14 protein-coding genes are annotated in these 15,062 nt (G+C 63.9%); 11 read left to right on the plus strand and 3 right to left on the minus strand.

Annotated elements, in window-relative coordinates:
- Window positions 1-136: 136 nt before the first annotated feature.
- Complete coding sequence (locus ABIC03_RS21170; RefSeq protein WP_354060688.1) at window positions 137-1,849, plus strand: sulfatase-like hydrolase/transferase; 1,713 nt, start codon at window positions 137-139, stop codon at window positions 1,847-1,849.
- Window positions 1,850-2,002: 153 nt separating this feature from the next.
- On the opposite strand, the gene ABIC03_RS21175 is transcribed toward ABIC03_RS21170, so the two are convergent.
- Complete coding sequence (locus tag ABIC03_RS21175) at window positions 2,003-3,559, minus strand: glycine betaine ABC transporter substrate-binding protein (RefSeq protein ID WP_354060690.1); 1,557 nt, start codon at window positions 3,557-3,559, stop codon at window positions 2,003-2,005.
- The gene (locus ABIC03_RS21180; protein WP_354060692.1) at window positions 3,556-4,338 is read right to left on the minus strand and encodes an ATP-binding cassette domain-containing protein; all 783 of its coding nucleotides are present in this window, start codon (window positions 4,336-4,338) and stop codon (window positions 3,556-3,558) included. The genes ABIC03_RS21175 and ABIC03_RS21180 overlap by 4 nt, the downstream gene beginning before the upstream one ends.
- Before the next feature lie 131 nt (window positions 4,339-4,469).
- On the opposite strand from ABIC03_RS21180, the gene ABIC03_RS21185 reads away from it, so the two are divergent.
- Together ABIC03_RS21185 and ABIC03_RS21190 are read left to right on the plus strand one after the other, a co-directional pair.
- Window positions 4,470-5,288 (plus strand): ABC transporter ATP-binding protein, encoded by an 819-nt coding sequence (locus ABIC03_RS21185; protein ID WP_354060694.1) that lies wholly within the window; start codon window positions 4,470-4,472, stop codon window positions 5,286-5,288.
- Window positions 5,288-6,073, plus strand: coding sequence for an ABC transporter permease (locus tag ABIC03_RS21190; protein ID WP_354060696.1), 786 nt, complete (start codon window positions 5,288-5,290; stop codon window positions 6,071-6,073). Before ABIC03_RS21185 ends, ABIC03_RS21190 begins: the two co-directional genes overlap by 1 nt.
- Window positions 6,074-6,112: 39 nt before the next feature.
- On the opposite strand, the gene ABIC03_RS21195 is transcribed toward ABIC03_RS21190, so the two are convergent.
- Window positions 6,113-6,562, minus strand: coding sequence for a cupin domain-containing protein (locus ABIC03_RS21195; RefSeq protein ID WP_354060698.1), 450 nt, complete (start codon window positions 6,560-6,562; stop codon window positions 6,113-6,115).
- A 137-nt stretch (window positions 6,563-6,699) separates the two neighbouring features.
- Here ABIC03_RS21195 and ABIC03_RS21200 point away from each other — a divergent pair, with 137 nt between their 5' ends.
- The 8 genes from ABIC03_RS21200 to ABIC03_RS21235 all read left to right on the plus strand — a co-directional run bounded on the left by ABIC03_RS21200 (window position 6,700) and on the right by ABIC03_RS21235 (window position 14,192).
- Window positions 6,700-7,725, plus strand: a complete 1,026-nt coding sequence (locus ABIC03_RS21200; RefSeq protein ID WP_354060700.1) for an ABC transporter substrate-binding protein — start codon at window positions 6,700-6,702, stop codon at window positions 7,723-7,725.
- Between the two features lie 29 nt (window positions 7,726-7,754).
- On the plus strand, window positions 7,755-8,459 hold the full coding sequence (locus tag ABIC03_RS21205; RefSeq protein WP_354060702.1) for an NUDIX hydrolase: 705 nt from the start codon (window positions 7,755-7,757) through the stop codon (window positions 8,457-8,459).
- Window positions 8,460-8,554: 95 nt separating this feature from the next.
- Window positions 8,555-9,865 carry an ABC transporter substrate-binding protein gene (locus ABIC03_RS21210; RefSeq protein WP_354060704.1) on the plus strand — a complete coding sequence of 437 codons (1,311 nt, stop codon included), beginning with the start codon at window positions 8,555-8,557 and terminating at the stop codon, window positions 9,863-9,865.
- Between the two features lie 31 nt (window positions 9,866-9,896).
- Window positions 9,897-10,667 (plus strand): ABC transporter ATP-binding protein, encoded by a 771-nt coding sequence (locus ABIC03_RS21215; RefSeq protein ID WP_275173513.1) that lies wholly within the window; start codon window positions 9,897-9,899, stop codon window positions 10,665-10,667.
- Window positions 10,667-11,371, plus strand: coding sequence for an ABC transporter ATP-binding protein (locus tag ABIC03_RS21220; protein WP_354060706.1), 705 nt, complete (start codon window positions 10,667-10,669; stop codon window positions 11,369-11,371). Before ABIC03_RS21215 ends, ABIC03_RS21220 begins: the two co-directional genes overlap by 1 nt.
- A 13-nt stretch (window positions 11,372-11,384) precedes the next feature.
- Window positions 11,385-12,266 (plus strand): branched-chain amino acid ABC transporter permease, encoded by an 882-nt coding sequence (locus ABIC03_RS21225; RefSeq protein ID WP_275173515.1) that lies wholly within the window; start codon window positions 11,385-11,387, stop codon window positions 12,264-12,266.
- Window positions 12,263-13,282, plus strand: coding sequence for a branched-chain amino acid ABC transporter permease (locus tag ABIC03_RS21230; protein ID WP_354060709.1), 1,020 nt, complete (start codon window positions 12,263-12,265; stop codon window positions 13,280-13,282). The genes ABIC03_RS21225 and ABIC03_RS21230 overlap by 4 nt, the downstream gene beginning before the upstream one ends.
- Window positions 13,242-14,192: a polyphosphate kinase 2 family protein gene (locus ABIC03_RS21235; protein WP_354060711.1), complete on the plus strand. Its 951-nt coding sequence runs from the start codon at window positions 13,242-13,244 to the stop codon at window positions 14,190-14,192. Before ABIC03_RS21230 ends, ABIC03_RS21235 begins: the two co-directional genes overlap by 41 nt.
- Window positions 14,193-15,062 lie beyond the last annotated feature (870 nt).

Raw genomic sequence — 15,062 nt, forward strand, 5'->3', positions numbered from 1 at the left:
CGACACGCGTTGCTTGTCCGTGACCGTTCAATTACAGTTTTATGACACGGTGCAGGCCTTCCGGCTGCGCCGAACGCCGCAGGCCCGGTCAGCCGGCTCGGCATCACCGTGCCGGACCAGCAGTTGCGTGTCGTCGATGGCGTCCGCGCCCAATCCAGGTCCTTCTGCCACGACCGCCGTACTGGCGAGCGTCGCCGCGCTCGGCATCTGGCGGCTGCTCGCTGTTGCGGCGCCGCATCTCGCTGCGCTCGTCCTGATGTACGAGACCGAGACGGATTTCGGCGCACGGCTCTCCTTCGTGCTGGCCTGGGGCATCCTCAACTTCTTCTGGATCATGCTGCTGCGGCGACCGGCGCTCTCGGGTGCGCTGTCGCTGACCCTGGTCGTGGTGCTGGTGCTGCTATCACGGCTGAAGCACGACGTCGTGCAGATGACGGTGAACTTCATCGACTTGATGATGATCGACCGCGACACGGTGGCGTTCCTGTTCACGATCTTCCCGAATTTGCGCTGGTCGGTGATCGGGGCCGGCCTCGTCACGCTGCCGCTGATGTATGCGCTATGGTGGCTCGACCCATTCCGCATCCGTAGGCTGCCGGCGCTCGCCTGCAAGCTCGCCTGCCTCGCCGCGCTGGTCGGCTATTCGCTCTATCATCCGGACGAGGCCTGGCGCGGCTATTACGACGACGGCTATCTCTCGAAGTTCTTCCGCTCCGGCGTCAGCGCGGTCTCCGACTTCGCGCAATACGGCTTCATGGAGTCGACGGCTTCGACCAACGAACGGCTCAACATGCCGCTGGTCGATGCTTGCCATCCCGCCGGCCGGCGGCCGAACATCATCATGATCCATGATGAATCGAGCTTCGACATCCGCGCTGCGCAGGGCATTAAGGTGCCGCCGGGCTACGGCAGCCATTTCAAATCCTGGGACGGCAAGGAGCGCGCGTTTCTGGCCGAGAGCAATGGCGGGCCGAGCTGGTTCACCGAATACAATGTGCTCGCGGGGTTGTCGTCGCGCTCGTTCGGCCGCTTCGCCTATTTCGTGACCCGCATCGCGACGGGCCGCGTCGAGCGCGGTCTCCCGCTGGCGCTGCGCCGCTGCGGCTACGATACGATGTCGCTCTACCCCGCCCATGGCGGCTTCATGGCCGCGCGCAGCTTTCAGGTGACGACCGGCATCGAACGCTTCCTCGATTCCAAGGATCTCGGCGCCAAGGATGTCGAGCCGGATAGCTTCTTCTACGACAAGGCGCTCCGGCTGATGGGTGAGCGAACGCCGAACAAGCCGCTGTTCACCTTCATCTATCTCGGCGCCAATCATTTCCCCTGGGAGACGCGCTTCCGCCCGGATCTGCTGCCGAACTGGCGCGCACCGGGCAATGTGCCCTCCATCGACGAATATCTGCGCCGGCAGGCGATGAGCGCCGAGCAATACAAGGCTTTTCTCGCGAGCCTGAAGAAGAAATTTCCCGGCGAGCCCTTCCTGATCGTGCGCTACGGCGATCACCAGCCGGAATTCGCGCCTGCTATCCTCGAGCCCGGGCTCGACGAGGGCGCTCTCGGCAAGAAGCTCGACGCCTACGACCCACGTCTTTACGCGACCTACTACGCGATCGACGCCGTCAATTTCGAGCCGGTGAAGAGCGAGGCCGTGATGGACACGGTCGATGGCCCGTATCTGCCGCTGGTCATCCAGGAAGCTGCCGGCATCCCGCTCGATCCGTCCTTCGCTGAGCAGAAGGAGATCATGCTCCGCTGCAAGGGCATATTCTACGGTTGCAAGGACGGGGCCGAAGCGCGCCGGCTGAACCGGCTGCTGATCGATGCGGGGATGATCAGAGGGTTGTAGTCGTCATCACCGTCACCCTGAGGTGGCCGCTTCTTCAGCGGCCCTCGAAGGGCGACGGCCCGGCTGCATCGCGGCCGTTCATCCTTCGAGGCTCCTCGCGCACTGCTTCGCAGCGCACGCCTCGCACCTCAGGATGACGGGACATAGGGCAACTTACTTCCCCACCTTCTCCCACAGCCATTTCGCCACCGCATCCGGCGACGAATTCGCATCATTGCCGGCGGCGCGTAAATTGGCTTCGCGCATGGTCGCGATGTCGATCTTGCCGAGCAGCGGTTTCAGTGCGGCCTGCAACCGCTCGTCGCCGGCCCGTTTCGGGGCCAGCAGCAGGATGGCGTCGTAGGGCGGGATCGCGTGCCTGGGATCGTCGAGCGCAACGAGATCGTATTTTGCGATCAGCCCGTCGCTGGTGTAGCCCGCGATGACATCGACCTCGCCGCTGGCGACGGCCGCATACATGAAGTCCGGCTGCATCTGGCGCTGGGCGCGGAACGAGAGGCCATAGGCCTTTTGCAGCGCCGCCCATTCGGGTCGCGAGAAGAACTCATAGTCGCCGGCGATCGACAGGGTCGAAGCCTGCGCGGCGAGATCGGCGATGGTGCGGATGCCAAGTGCCTCGGCGCGCTTCTTCGGGATCACCAGCGCATAGGCGTTCTCGAATCCGAGCTCGCCGAGCAGGGTGATGTTCTCCTTCGCAAGCGCCGTTTGCAGCTCCGCCAGCAGCTCCGCGCGCGGCTTGATGTCCGTGCGGTGAAGCTGATTGGCCCAGAGCGTGCCGGAGTAATCGACATAGAGATCGATGTCGCCGGCTTTCAAGGCCTCGAAGATCACGCTCGAGCCGAGACCGGATCGTGCAACGGCGGAGAGACCGGCGGCCTGAAGCCGGTCCCGCATCAGCGCCGACAGCACATATTGCTCGGCAAACGTCTTGGCGCCGACGACATAGCTCTGTGATGAGCGCCCCATCGTCGGCACCAGTGTCGCGGCGACCAGTGCGGCGATCCCGGCCGCGCCAAGCGCTGTACGCACGCGGCTGCGCCAGCGCAGGCCGCTCTCGATCAGGCCGAGCAGTTGATCGACGGCGAGCGCCAGCAGAGCCGAGGCAAAGCAGCCGAACAGCACGAACACCCAGTTCTGGGTCTGGAGCCCGGCAAAGATGTAATTGCCGAGGCTGGTCTGCCCGATCGGGGTCGACAGCGTCGCGGTGCCGATCACCCACACTGCGGCGGTACGGATGCCAGCCATCATCACCGGGAGAGCCAGCGGCAGTTCGACCATCACCAGCGACTGCGGTGCGGTCATTCCGACACCCTTCGCAGCCTCGATCAGCGCGGGATCGATGCCGTTGAGGCCGGTGATGCCATTGCGCAGCACCGGCAGCATCGAATAGAGCGCCAGCGCCAGCATCGCCGGCAGGAAGCCGAAAGCGGAGAACGAGACGCCGAACCAGGCCAGCGTCACGGAGGCCGCGAGCAGCAGGAGGGGATAGAACAGCGCAAGCAGCGCCAGCCCGGGCACCGTCTGCACGATGCTGGCGAGCGCGAGCAGCACGGCGCGCGGCGTGGGGCGGTTGCGGGTCAGGATCGCCAGCGGCAGGCTGACCATCAGGCCGAGCGCAAGTGCGGCGAGACTCACCCGGACGTGGTTGCCGAGATAGTCGGGCAAATGCGCCAGCGCCTCGCCCCAGCGTGGATCGGTGAAAAGGCTCATGCCGCCCCGCTCTGTGGCAGCAGCGCGTTCAATCGCTCGACCTGGCGACGCGGCGTCCGCAGCAACTCCAGTACGTAGGCGTCTTTGCTGTTCGAGAGCTCCACTGGCGTGCCCTGCGCCAGCAGCTTCCCGCCGCGCATCACGGCGATGCGGTCCGCGAGCAGGATCGCTTCCGTCATGTCGTGGGTGATCATCACGGTCGTCAGGCCGAGCTTGCGGTGCAGCTCGCGAAAATCGTCGCCGAGTGCATCGCGGGTGAGGGGATCGAGCGCGCCGAATGGCTCGTCCATCAGCACGATCCGGGGCCTTGCCGCAAGCGCCCGCGCCACGCCGACACGCTGGCGCTGGCCGCCCGAGAGTGCGTCCGGCAACCGCTCGCGATGCGCGGCCCGGTCGAGCTGCACGAGCTCGAGCAACTCATCGATCCGCGTTGCGATATCCGCCGCCGGGACGCCGAGCAGTTTTGGCGTGATCCCGATATTGTCGGCCACGCTCAGATGCGGGAACAGCCCGCCGCTCTGGAAGACGTAGCCGATGCGGCGCCGCAGCGCGACCGGATCGACGGATTGCACGTCGTGGCCCTCGACCGTGATCGTGCCGCCATCCGCCTCGATCAGGCGGTTGGCGAGCCGCAGCAGCGTCGTCTTGCCCGATCCCGAGCCGCCGACGACGGCGATAAACTCGCCTTCGGCGATGTCGAGTGACACATCGTCCACGGCCTTGAGCGCGCCGAAGCTCTTGGTGACGTGGGCATAGCCAATCATCGGCCTGGATCGCATCGGGCGGGCTCACTGCGCTAACCCGCCCGTGGGGCAGGGGATGACGAGGCCCATGCGTAGCACGCTTGGCGGCTTGATTGAACTTGGCTGCGCGAGCGGCTAAGGCATCGGGCCAAGTTTGGAGGGAATACATGACGACGCCTACGGCGGTGGCGCTGGAAGATGCCAAGGTCGCGTTCCGGCTGGGGGACGAGCGGGTCTATACGGCGGTGGAGAAGGCGAATCTGACGGTCGGAGAGGGCGAGTTCGTCGCCATCGTCGGCCCAACCGGCTGCGGGAAATCGACGCTGCTCAACGTCGCGGCCGGGCTGCTGAAGCCGGCTGCCGGGAGCGTCAGGATATTCGACCAGCCGCTTGCCGGGCTGAACCGGGATGCCGGCTATCTGTTCCAGGCCGATGCGCTGTTCCCCTGGAAAACCGCGCTCGACAACGTCGCGATCGGGCTCGAAGTCAGCGGCACGCCGCGCAGCGAGGCGCTGCCGCGGGCGCAAAAGTGGCTGACCTCGGTCGGCTTGGGTGCCTTCGCCAACCGCTATCCTCACATGCTCTCGGGTGGCCAGCGCAAGCGCGTGGCGTTGGCGCAGGTGCTGATCCGCGATCCAAAGATCCTTCTGATGGACGAGCCGTTCGGGCCGCTGGATGCGCAGACCCGGCAGGTGATGGGCAACCTGCTGCTCGACCTCTGGAACGCCGACCGCAAGGCCGTGCTGTTCGTCACTCATGATCTGGAAGAGGCGATCGCGCTCGCCGACCGCGTCGTGATCATGTCGGCGGGGCCGTCCTCCCGCATCATCGGCGACTGGCGCGTGAGCCTGCCGCGCCCGCGCGACATTTTTGAAGTGCGCCTGGACAAGGAATTCCATGCGCTTCATCGCGAGATCTGGAGCGTGCTCAAGGACGAGGTCATGAAGGGCTATGCGCAGTCCACGCAAGCGGCGGAGGCGGTGTGATGTCGCGGCTGACGCTGCTCTCGCTGCAAGTGCTGGTCGCGGTGGTCTGCCTCGCGCTGTGGCAATTGCTGTCGACCGTGCCCGTGTTCGGCAAGATCCTGCTGCCGCCGTTCTTCTTCTCCAACCCGGTCGACGTCTTCGCCCAGATCGTCAAATGGTTCTCGTCCGGTGTGATCTGGAAGCATCTCGGCATCACGCTGACGGAATCGATCCTGGCCTTCGTGATCGGATCGGCCGGTGGCGTGCTGATCGGCTTCTGGTTCGCGCGCCAGCCGCTGGTCGCCGCGGTGTTCGATCCCTACGTCAAGATGGTCAACGCACTGCCGCGTGTGGTGCTGGCGCCGATCTTCGCGCTGTGGCTTGGACTGGGCATCTGGTCCAAGGTCGCGCTCGGCGTGACGCTGGTGTTCTTCATCGTGTTCTTCAACGTCTATCAGGGCGTCAAGGAGGTCAGCCGCACCGTGCTCGACAATGGTCGCATGCTTGGCATGAGCGAGCGGCAGCTGATGCAGCACGTCTATTGGCCCTCGGCGCTATCGTGGATGTTCTCCTCCCTGCACACGTCGGTGGGCTTTGCCGTGGTCGGTGCGGTCGTCGGCGAATATCTGGGATCGGCGGCGGGGCTCGGCTATCTCATTCAGCAGGCCGAGGGCGTATTCGATGTCGCCGGGGTGTTCGCCGGCATGTTCGTGCTGTCGGCCTTCGTCATTCTGATCGATTTTGGTGTGACGCTGGTGGAGCGGAGACTGCTGGTCTGGCGCCCGACCGTGGACGGACGCGGCTAGGCCGCAAGGGGCCCGCGCGCCGCGCGAGCCCCGGATCGATCAATCCAGCAACTTGGTGTCGTCGGGGGCCTGCGGCGGCGTCTTGATCGCGATCGCCTTGACCTGTCCGCTGATCGGCTTGGTGCCGCCATGCGGCGTCCCCTTCGGGATGATGACGAGGTCGCCCGGCTTCACTGTGACCTCCTTGTCGCCGAACCAGATCGTGCCGGTGCCCTCCAAAATATACTGGATCTCGTTGGTGTTGGGATGCATGTGCTTGGGCACATTGCCGACCTGGATCGAGATGGTGGCGCCGTCGGCACTCGCGAACATCTTGGAACGGAAGCCGACGGCATTGGCGTTCCCGAGCGCGTCGCCCTCCATCTCGCCAGTGTGGATGATCTGCGGAGTGATATTCTCCGTGGCCAGCGCCGGCCGCAGCAGGTGGGTTGCGCCGCATCCGGCGGCAAAAGCGGTGGCGATCGACAGTCCGATTGCAAGGCGATTCATGGATGATCCTCCCCATCAAGAATTGTTCTTGTGGGCTCATGCTATTGCGCCGAAAGGCCGATGGCCAGCGCCTTCGGTCCTGCTTCTCAAGCCAGTCCGGCTGCTCTATGGTGCCGCCAGCCGAACGGAGGAAACCAATGAAGAACACGATAGCCAGGCTCGCGGGCGCGTTGATCGCGCTGACGCTCACCACCGCTCTTGCCGCGGCGCAAAGCAAGGTCACCATCGCGATCGGCGGCGGCTCCTGCCTGTGCTACCTGCCCACGGTGCTGGCAAAACAGCTCGGCGAATACGACAAGGCGGGTCTCAATGTCGAGCTCGTGGACCTCAAGGGCGGCTCGGACGCGCTCAAGGCCGTGCTCGGCGGCAGCGCAGACGTGGTCTCCGGCTATTTCGACCATTGCGTCAACCTCGCGGCCAAGAAGCAGGAGCTTCAGGCGTTCGTCGTCTATGACCGCTATCCCGGCCTCGTGCTGGTGGTTTCGCCCTCGCACACCAACGAGATCAAGTCGATCAAGGACCTCGCCGGCAAGAAGGTCGGCGTCAGCGCGCCCGGCTCCTCCACTGACTTCTTCCTGAAGTATATGCTGAAGAAGAACGGCGTGGATCCCGCCAGCACCGCCGTGATCGGCGTCGGCCTCGGCGCCACTGCGGTCGCCGCCATGGAGCAGGGCCAGATCGACGCCGCCGTGATGCTCGATCCGTCCGTGACCGTGCTCCAGGGCAGCCACAAGGATCTGCGCATCCTCTCGGACACCCGCACGCAAAAGGATACGCTCGAGACGTTCGGGGGCGAATATCCGGGCGGCGCGCTGTACTCGACAGCAGCCTGGGTTGCCGGCCACGAGAAGGAGACGCAGGCGCTGACCAACGCGATCCTGGGCACGCTCGCCTGGATCCACTCGCACTCGCCCGAGGAGATCATGGCGAAGATGCCGGAGGAGACGGTCGGCAAGAACAAGGACCTCTATCTCGCGGCCCTCAAGAACACGATCCCGATGTACTCCGAGACCGGCAAGATGGACCCGAAGGGCGCTGACGCCGTGCTCGCGGTGTTCAGCGTCGGATCGCCCGACGTGGCGAACGCCAAGATCGACGTCAGCAAGACCTTCACCAACAAGTACGTCGAGCAGGCCAAGAAGACCACGGGGAGCGCCAAATAACCGACGCGAAGGCGTGGTCATCAGGCGTCATGACGTCACCAATTATTCATCGGGTCACGACGCTTGAACTTGCCGTGCGGCCGATCGTCTGGGTGTTTGCGGAGGAGCGGCGCGCCGAGATCGCCGCGCATTTCGCCGAGAAGCAGCGCGAGCGGCCAAAGCTCTGGAACGGTCGCGTCCTGCTCGGGCGCGATGCAATGTTCGCCGACGGCCATCTCGCCGCCACCTACTTCGAGACCGATTTCGCGAGCTTCCTCGCCTGGCGCGACTGGGGCTTTCCCGACAAGGCCGTGTTCAACGGCTTTGGCATGGGCGCGCTGCGCACGTCCGACGGCGCATTCGTGATGGGCGAGATGGCGCAGCACACCGCCAACGCAGGCCGGATCTATTTCCCGTCGGGGACGCCCGATCTCGATGACGTCAGGGGCGACACGCTCGACATTCCCGGCAGTGTGATCCGCGAACTCGAGGAAGAGACCGGCCTGACCGCGACTGACTATCGGGTCGAGCCGGACTGGCACTGCGTCGTCACTGGTCCCGCGATTGCAATGCTGAAAATTATCAACCTGGACATGCCGGGTGATGTGGCGCGTGCGCGGATCGAAGCCAATCTGGCGGGCGAGGCCGAGCCAGAGCTCTCGGCCATTCATCTCGTGCGCGACATGAGTGATCTCACGCCGTCCATGCCGCGATTTGTCACGGCCTTCGTCGAGCAGCAGTTCGCGTTGCGCTGATGCGCGAGGCTTGACATCGCTGCGCTCAGCCCATGTGATGGGCAAAATTGCAAACCTAAAAAGAATGCAATGCACAATCGTCCAGGGAGGTTTTGATGCGCGTGCGCATGGCTGCCCGTTTGGTACGTGGGCTGTTGGTCGCGATTTCAGCGACGGGCTTGGCAGTGTCCGCCCACGCTCAGGAAAAGAAGATCAAGATCGGCGTCGTTTTCGATTTGACCGGGCCTCTCGCCGGCGGCGGCTCTGAGCTCGGCTATATCGGCGCAAAGATCGTCCTTGACCATTTCGCCAAGACCGGCGTCGAGGGTTACAAGATCGAAGCGGTCTACGCCGATGCGCAGAGCAAGCCCGACATCGCGATCAACGAATCCGTCCGCCTGCTCGAGCAGGAAAAGGTCGACATGGTGCTCGGCTTCTTCTCCTCGGCGCAATGCGTGCCGGTCGCGGCGCGCGTCGAGCAGCTCAAGAAGTTCATGTGGATGACGACCTGCATCTCGTCGGCCGTGTTCAACGAGAAGGGTTATAAATACGTCTTCCGCCCGCAGGCGAGCGGCGACCAGTTCGGCATGATGACGATGGATTTCATCGCGCAGAACGCCAAGGCGAAGTTCGACAAGGAGCCGAAGGATCTGCGCGTCGCCATCATTCACGAAGACGGCGCCTATGGCGTCGATGTGTCCAGGGGCAACGAGGCCGGCGCGAAGAAGGCGGGCTTCAATGTCGTGATGAAGGAGGGCTATTCGGCCACCGCGCCTGACCTCTCCGCGCTGGTGACCAAGTTGAAGCGGGCCAAGCCCGACGTCATTTTCCACACCGGCTACAACCCCGATATCACGTTGTTGCTGCGTCAGGCCCGCGAACAGGGGCTGAAGTTCGGCGCGCTGATGGGGCACGGTGCGGGTTACGGCGTCTATGAGAAGCTGAAGGAAGGCATGGGCGCGGATGCCACCTACATCTTCAACACCGACCCGATCTCGATCTGGCTTGCCAACCAGAAGACCATGGATCCCAAGCTCCCGCCCGTGATCAAGATGGTCGGCGAGGAATTCGACAAGATCCGGCCCGGCGTCGCCATCCGCTCGGCGCATGTCGGCATCGGTGCGTCCAACACCTATGTGTTCATGAATGACGTGCTGCCGCGCGCGATCAAGAAATATGGCGGGGTCGATCCGGATGCGCTGCGCAAGGCTGCGCTCGACACCGATATTCCCGAAGGGGGCACCATGCTCGGCTTTGGCGTCAAGTTTTACGGCGAGGGCACGCCGATGGCCGGACAGAACGAGCGCTCGTTCCCGGTCGTGATCCAGTACATCGACGACAAGTCCTCCGTGGTTTGGCCCAAGAGCCAGGCGCAGCGCGAGGCCGTGCTGCCGCTGCCGAAGGGCACCACCTACAGCAATCAGTAGCGCCAATGCGCGCAGAGAGGAGAGCGGGACGGTGCTGGAAGTCAGCGGGCTGGTGAAGCGGTTTGGTGGCTTCACCGCCGTCAACAATGTGTCGTTCAAAGTCGATCAGGGCGAGATCCTCGGCCTGATCGGACCCAACGGCTCGGGCAAGAGCACGATCTTCAACATGCTCTCGGGTACGCTGGCGCCGACGTCCGGTTCGATCCTGTTCGGCGGCTCCGAGATCGCAGGCCTTCCGCCGCACCGGATCATCAACAGCGGCATCGGTCGCACCTTCCAGATCCCGCGGCCGTTTCGTCGCCTGACGATCTTCGAGAACGTCGCGCTCGCCGGATTCTACGGCCAGGGCCGCCACAGCCGTGCCAGGGCCGAGGAGGCTGCCGAGCGATCGCTGGCGATGGTCGGCTTGCCGACCGATCGCCATGCCAGCGTCGATGGCCTCGGTGCGGCCGGCCTAAAGAAGCTCGAACTGGCGAAAGCGCTCGCCACCGCGCCAAAACTTCTGCTGGCCGATGAGAGCCTCGGCGGCCTCGACGAGGCCGAGATGGGGCAGGCGGCCGACATGCTGCGCAACATCCGCGACGAGCTCGGCATCACCATCATCTGGGTCGAGCACATCATGGGCGTGCTGATGCGCGTCGTCGATCGCGTCATGGTGCTCGATCACGGCGAGAAGATATCGGAAGGTTTGCCGAGTGCCGTTGCCGGCGATCCCCGCGTCATCGAAGTCTATCTCGGCACCGATGCCGAGACCACGCAGGCCGCGGCCGCCGCAGCGCGCCGCCGCGCGGGGGTGCAGTGATGCTGGAGCTCCGCGGCGTTAATGCCGGCTATGGCACGTTCCAGGCACTGTTCGACGTCGATCTCGACGTGAAGGCGGGTGAGGCTGTCGGCGTCATCGGGCCGAACGGGGCCGGCAAGACCACCTTGATGCGCGTCATCTCCGGCCTGATCCGTCCCTCGCGTGGGTCGATCGGAATGGAAGCCGTCGACGTCGTGGCCACGCCGCCGCACAAGATCGTCAGCCTCGGGATCGCGCATGTGCCGGAGAATCGGCGGCTGTTTCCGCAGCTCTCGGTCGACGACAATCTCAAGATGGGCGCGTTCATGAAGGAGGCGCGCGACCACTACGCCGAACGGCTGGACGTGGTGTTCGAACTGTTTCCGCGCCTGAAGGAGCGCCGCCACCAGATGGCCGGCACCATGTCCGGCGGCGAGCAGCAGATGTGCGCGATCGGCCGCGCGCTGATGTCGAATCCCAAGCTGCTGCTGCTCGACGAGCCGTCGGCGGGGCTCGCGCCAGTCGTGGTGCAGCAGGTGTTCGAGCTGGTGAAGCGGATCCGCGCCAGCGGGCTGACCGTGCTGATCGTCGAGCAGAATGTGCAGCAGGTGCTGCGGGTGGTCGATCGTGCCTACCTGATCGAGGCGGGCACGATCAGGTCCTCAGGCACCTCGGCCGAGATGCTGGCAAGCGACACGGTCAAGGAAGCGTATCTCGGGGTGTGAGGTTCATGCGGGCATGCAAGCGTTTTTAGACATTTTCGACATCTACCTGCTGGAGGCCGTGATCAACGGCATCCTGCTCGGCGGCGTGCTGGCGCTGCTCGCGCTCGGGCTCAATCTGATCTTCGGCGTCATCGACGTGACCTGGATCTGCTACGCAGAGCTGGTGATGATCGGCATGTACGCCATGTATTTCCTGGTGCAGTATTACGGCATCAGCTATTTCCTCGCCGCGCCGCTCACCATCCTGCTGGTCGCGGTACTCGGCGCGGCGCTGCATTACCTCGTGATCGCGCCGCTGCTCACCGCGCCGCCGATCAACCAGTTGCTCGCGACCGGCGGGGTGCTGTTCGTGCTGCAGAGCTTTGCCACCGTCGCCTTCGGCATCGACTTCCGCAACCTCGGCATCCGCCTGCCGGTGCTCGCCTTCGGCGAGATGAATTTCAGCTACGCACGACTTCTGTCCTTCCTGGCTGCGCTGGTCGGCATGGTCGCGGTCTATCTGTTCATGACGCGGACCTTCACCGGCACCGCGATCCGGGCGATCTCGCAGGACCGGCAGATCATGGCGCTGATGGGCGTCGACACGAAGCGGATCTATCTCATCACCTCCGCGATCGGCGGGGGGCTGGCCGGGCTCGCCGCCTGCCTCCTTGTGCTGCAATATGACGTGCATCCCTTCGTCGGCCTGTCGTTCGGGCCGATCACTTTCCTGATCTGCGTGCTCGGGGGGTTAGGCAATTTCATCGGCGGCTTCATCGCCGCCTTCGTGTTCGCCGAGATCATCTCGCTCGGCGGCCTGTTCTCCGATCTCGAATGGGGCTACGTGCTCGCCTTCGCCTTCTTCATTGTCATGATGTTCATCCGGCCCGCGGGCCTGCTCGCGAAGCGCCGATGATGGGGCGGGGACGACTTGCAGCCTGGGCGGTGGGATTGGCGGCGCTGGTCGCGCTGCCTTTCGTCTATCGCGATCCCTATCATCTGCACATCCTGGTGCTGATCCTGATCTGGTCGTTCGCCTATACGTCCTGGTCGATGATGGGGCGGTTCGGCCTGGTCTCGCTCGGCCATGGCGGGTTCATGGGAATCGGCGCCTATGTCACCGCGCTACTCTGGAATCACCTGGGATGGTCGCCCTGGATCGGCATCCCCATGGGCATGGTCGCAGCCGGCGCGCTGGCGCTGATCGTCGGCTATCCCTGCTTTCGCTTCCGCATCACCGGGCACTATTTCGTGCTGGTGACGCTCGCGCTCTCCGGCATCGTGCTCCAGGTCATCACGGCGACGCGCGACTATACCGGCGGCTCGCTCGGCTACACGCCGAACCGGGCCGCGGGCAACAAGCTCTGGGCGCTGCAATTCGACGACAAGATCACCTGGTATTTGATCGCGCTCGGGGTCTGGCTTTTCGGCATCGTGGTCTGGCACTGGGTCGATCGCAGCATGGCCCGCTATGCGCTGGAGGCGATCTCGGAGGACGAGGACGCCGCGGCCGCGGCCGGCGTCGACGTGACCGCGGAGAAGCTGAAGATCACGCTGCTCAGCGCGCTGATGACGGCGCTTGCGGGTGCGATCTACTGCCAGTACCAGATGTTCATCACGCCAGACACGGTCAGCGGCATCGCGGTGTCGCTCCAGATGGTGTTCGCGGCCATCGTCGGCGGCCTGTTCGTCTCGCTCGGCCCGACCTTTGGCGCCATCATCACGATTATGCTGGCTGAGACCCTGCGCATCGGCTTTGGCACCAAGGCGGTCGGCTGGGACAATCTCGTCTACGGCGTGCTGCTCGTGCTTTTCATCATATTCCTTCCGAAGGGCATCCTTGGTAGCTTGCTCGATCGATTGAAGCCGCAACGCAAGGTGCCCCGCGCTCATGAGCAAGAAGTCGTCCAAATCGCTCGCCCAGGAGCTTGACCGCTACATCACGCCATTCCGCTATGATGGTTCGGGCAAGTTTCATCTCAAGGACCACAAGACCGACGAGAAGGGCGACCTCGACAAGGAGAAGGCGCAGGAGATTCTCGAGGCCAACAAGAAGCGGCTGATCGCGTTTCAGGAGAAGCTCTACGCCCAGGACCGCTGGTCGGTGCTGATCGTGTTCCAGGCGATGGACGCCGGCGGTAAGGATTCGGCGATCAAGGCGATCTTCGAGGGCATCAATCCGCAAGGCTGCGCAGTCAGTGCCTTCAAGGCGCCGAGCAGCAAAGAGCTCGACCACGACTTCCTCTGGCGCCACGCGGTCGCGCTGCCGGAGCGCGGCCATATCGGCATCTTCAACCGCTCCCATTACGAGGAATGCCTAGTGACGCGCGTGCACCCGGAGATCCTCGCCAAGGAGAAGCTGCCGCAGAAGGTCCTCACCAAGAACATCTGGAAGGAGCGGTTCGAGGACATCTCTGCGTGGGAGCGCTATCTCTCGCGCAACGGCACCGTGGTGCTGAAATTCTTCCTCAACCTGTCCAAGGACGAGCAACGCGAGCGCTTCCTCGACCGGCTGGAGGAGCCGGCCAAGCAGTGGAAGTTCTCGATGGACGACATCAAGGAGCGCGCGCTGTGGCCGCGCTATCAGGCAGTTTATCAGGACATCGTCCGGCACACGGCCACGCCGCATGCGCCGTGGTATGTCGTGCCGGCCGACCACAAATGGTTCGCCCGCGTCGTGATCGGGTCGGCCATCGTCGCGGCGCTGGAGAAGCTCGATCTACGCTTCCCCCGCGCCGACAAGGCCTCGCTGGGCGAATTCGACGAGGTTCGCAAGGCGCTGGAGAAGGAGGAGAAGGCGGACAAGAAACAAAAAACGCGAAAACAACCCCATGCACAGTAGCCGGGGATAGCGAAATCAATGACTTGAAGGCCAGCTCGATCGATTGCGGATTTGTCGAAGCGGTTTGACTCGTCGGGCAAAACAGGGGTATGATGTCATCATCCCCAATCCCTCAGTACCCACGCGCCAACCCGTAGCAGACGCGCTCTACATTTGCGGGAAGGGCAGTCTCGTAACTCGTCCACTTCTCGTGTTTCGGCAGCGGTGAATCCGTCGCCCTGGAATGGAACGCGCCCTCAAATGTGATTTGCGCGCCATTGATCTTGCTTGACAGTCTTGCGTCACGGGAGGACCATCCCAATGGTCGCAAACAAGCGACGCGCAACGTCCACATCAAGAGCAAGGGGAGGTCTATGACACCACCTCCGCAGAACCAGCCGCGTTAAGTGCGATGGAGCTCGTTCGGACTATCGCATAGCGGCAGAAACGCGAACGGCACGCCGGGCCAAGGTCTAGTGGGCTGCATCAGTGTGGCATAGCCCCTACCTGCCCGGCGCTGTACTCTGCATCAGATCGATTGCATCACAGCGATCATGTCGGATGGCCGTAACAAGGCCGCCGCGCTTTTGACATCCTGCTTCTCTCCTCCTCCTCATCGCGTCATTCCGGGCCGACTCCCGGAATGACGCAGGGCGATCGCATATTAGGGCGATCGCACATGACGTCTCGGCGGCGCCTGAGCGAGCGCCCTCGTCCTTCGAGACGACCGCTTCGCGGCCTCCTCAGGATGAGGCTCAACTGCATCAATCTGCATTGAAATGCTGCCGCATACTCTTCCCTCGGCTTGAGTCCACGGTTCCCGCTTCCTGCACCGCGGCAAATGCCAAGAGAATGTCGCCTCATTGGCCAACTTCCGACACAGCGCCCGGG

The organism is Bradyrhizobium sp. RT6a (genome assembly GCF_040547675.1).
Taxonomy (GTDB): Bacteria; Pseudomonadota; Alphaproteobacteria; order Rhizobiales; family Xanthobacteraceae; genus Bradyrhizobium.

Excerpts from the sequence above, each read along its gene's own strand:
- ABIC03_RS21170 (WP_354060688.1), top strand. The coding sequence starts at position 137 with ATGGCGTCCGCGCCCAATCCAGGTCCTTCTGCCACGACCGCCGTACTG.
- ABIC03_RS21175 (WP_354060690.1), bottom strand. The coding sequence starts at position 3,559 with ATGAGCCTTTTCACCGATCCACGCTGGGGCGAGGCGCTGGCGCATTTG.
- ABIC03_RS21180 (WP_354060692.1), bottom strand. The coding sequence starts at position 4,338 with ATGCGATCCAGGCCGATGATTGGCTATGCCCACGTCACCAAGAGCTTC.
- ABIC03_RS21185 (WP_354060694.1), top strand. The coding sequence starts at position 4,470 with ATGACGACGCCTACGGCGGTGGCGCTGGAAGATGCCAAGGTCGCGTTC.
- ABIC03_RS21190 (WP_354060696.1), top strand. The coding sequence starts at position 5,288 with ATGTCGCGGCTGACGCTGCTCTCGCTGCAAGTGCTGGTCGCGGTGGTC.
- ABIC03_RS21195 (WP_354060698.1), bottom strand. The coding sequence starts at position 6,562 with ATGAATCGCCTTGCAATCGGACTGTCGATCGCCACCGCTTTTGCCGCC.
- ABIC03_RS21200 (WP_354060700.1), top strand. The coding sequence starts at position 6,700 with ATGAAGAACACGATAGCCAGGCTCGCGGGCGCGTTGATCGCGCTGACG.
- ABIC03_RS21205 (WP_354060702.1), top strand. The coding sequence starts at position 7,755 with ATGACGTCACCAATTATTCATCGGGTCACGACGCTTGAACTTGCCGTG.
- ABIC03_RS21210 (WP_354060704.1), top strand. The coding sequence starts at position 8,555 with ATGCGCGTGCGCATGGCTGCCCGTTTGGTACGTGGGCTGTTGGTCGCG.
- ABIC03_RS21220 (WP_354060706.1), top strand. The coding sequence starts at position 10,667 with ATGCTGGAGCTCCGCGGCGTTAATGCCGGCTATGGCACGTTCCAGGCA.
- ABIC03_RS21225 (WP_275173515.1), top strand. The coding sequence starts at position 11,385 with ATGCAAGCGTTTTTAGACATTTTCGACATCTACCTGCTGGAGGCCGTG.
- ABIC03_RS21230 (WP_354060709.1), top strand. The coding sequence starts at position 12,263 with ATGATGGGGCGGGGACGACTTGCAGCCTGGGCGGTGGGATTGGCGGCG.
- ABIC03_RS21235 (WP_354060711.1), top strand. The coding sequence starts at position 13,242 with ATGAGCAAGAAGTCGTCCAAATCGCTCGCCCAGGAGCTTGACCGCTAC.